A 2072-nucleotide genomic window follows, 5' to 3' on the forward strand; every position below is an offset into this window, starting at 1 on the left:
CGGGTCCCGTGGGGAGAGGAGAAGCAGCGGAATGAGCGAGCTTTCGGGCCTCGCCCGGAAGCGAGGGATATGGAGCTTGCGACGACGAAGGAGCCGCTTGTCCCTTTCGGTAAAACGGCCCCTTGATGCTGATATTGTTATTGACTTGATTGTCTGGCATGGGCTGTGCCCATGGAACACCACTCCTTTCCGCTGGCGGTCCAGTCACTGCATGGTCATGCCCTGCTCAGGTGAGTACCTGGCTGGGCGTTTGTATGGTTTCCACTCTCCGGGTGTGGACAGGATCGGTCCACATCTCCTGGAAACCCGCCGCGATGGACTCACAGGCTCCAAGCCCGCTGTCCAACGCCTCCTGATTGATTTCGGAGAACTGGCCTGCCAAGTCAATGATATAGTTCTCCAGCCCGATAATAATATTTTCTTTCCTGCCCTCACTCAGTTCCGGCACATCGACTCCGTTTTGGGCGGCGGACACCGCATCATCAAAGAGGGCGCCATAGTGTTCTTCCCGCACCACTGGATCATCGTCCTCTTCGAAGGGGTCAGGCCAAAACGCCGCAAGACCGCAGATAAAATCCCGCAGGGCAGGGAGTTGTTCACCGCTGCCATGAGCGGCGAGACAGGCCCCATGTCCGATGAGTCCGTGCAGACAAAGCCGTATCTCCTTGAACCGCGCGTGATAGAACTCATCTGAAAAGTTCCAGCCCTTGAGTTTTTTCGGCGGGATATTTCCGGCAATACAGGCCAGCGCGGGACAGGACTGGAGTTTTCTTGAGAGCGGCGATCCGGGGTTTCGCATGTGCCCCATGATAAAATGCCGCACACGGGGCTTTCCAGGCTCGATCAGTAACAATTTACCTCTTCCTTTCACTGCATGGTCATGCCCTGCTCAGGCCGGGACATGGCCCCGTTTCGGCGGACATACAGTCCAGTATTTCTGGAGCTGTAGATGCTCTCGAACTCGTGGGTCAGGGCGGCGTAGGCGGTGAAGTCGACGCAGCGGTCGATCACCTTTTTGTCCAGGCCCTTCTCCAGCAGTTCTTTCTCTGCCTTCTCCCGGAAGCTGCCGATCTCTACGAACTCATAGCTGTCCAGGCGGCCGGCGATCTCCACCGCCTCCTCCAGACTGGCACAGTCCTCCGATTCCATCGCCGCCTGGAGCTGCCGGAGGCCGCATTCGCCGCGCCCGGCCAGAGCCTCCGCAATGGCGGCTCTGGCTGCGGCAGCATCCTCCGGGGCGGCCTGGCTGGACATCTTCTCCAGCATGGGGACGGCTTTCAGCACATCCTGCTGGGCCGGGGCAGTAAAATCACGGACAAATTCCTTGCCGTTGCGCGTCAGATAGCCGGTTTCACTGCCGGCCTCCATGTATCCGGAACTCTCCAGCAGATCTTCCGCATAGGCGTCCAGATCAATATTACCGGACTGGATCAGCTCCTCCGGTACATGATAGGTGCGCAAGTTGTTTGCGGCAAATTCCTTTACACCGTCACGGGGTACCCACTCGTAGCAGTGGAGGTTCTGCGCGATGTCCAGGGCAAATTTCAGGGTACGGCAGTCTTCATACTCCAAAGCGGCGGCAAACTTGTCCAGCCAGTGCGCTTTGCCCTGACCCTGCTCAGCCAGAACATAGCCGAGATTATCCCCATCCCTAACCAGATCGGTAATGCTGGAATACTGCTTCGTAAGGTCTCCGGCCTCGGGGAGAATGCACCGGGCTTCCAGCAGAGTGCAGTCCTCCAGAGACTTGACCCGCAGCTCGTCCAGTGCCAGCACGACCTCGTCCGCGTCCTCCGCCATTTTGCCGTCATATCCCGGCAGACGGAGCCACACGCCCTCGGGGACCGCAGGGGAGGCCAGCTTCAGCTTGACGCTCCAATCGCTGTCCTCCGGCAAAAACGCGTTCTTTTCAGAGTAAGCTGGTTCTGCTGCCTTTTTCGGATATTCCACATAATAGCCTCCGATGAACAGTCCGGGGTGCTCATCCTCAAACTTCTGCCCGATGTGATCAAAATCCACATAGGGCAGGACGTCCTCCGGCAGGCTGGCCGCTCCTTTCTGGCTGTACTTGC

The 2072-nt window shown here is 58.3% G+C and carries 2 protein-coding genes; both read right to left on the reverse strand.

What is annotated here, in order from left to right; all coding sequences use genetic code 11:
• Positions 1 to 226: 226 nt before the first annotated feature.
• A complete protein-coding gene (locus tag NFS22_RS23430) occupies positions 227 to 853 on the reverse strand; it encodes a hypothetical protein (protein WP_251320031.1) in 627 nt (208 codons plus the stop codon).
• Between the two features lie 14 nt (positions 854 to 867).
• Positions 868 to 2072 (reverse strand): hypothetical protein (locus tag NFS22_RS23435; protein ID WP_251320032.1); only part of this gene is annotated, 1205 nt, incomplete at its 5' end.

Origin of the sequence: Flintibacter muris, assembly GCF_943192995.1 — a bacterium.
Lineage (GTDB): Bacteria > Bacillota > Clostridia > Oscillospirales > Oscillospiraceae > Lawsonibacter > Lawsonibacter muris.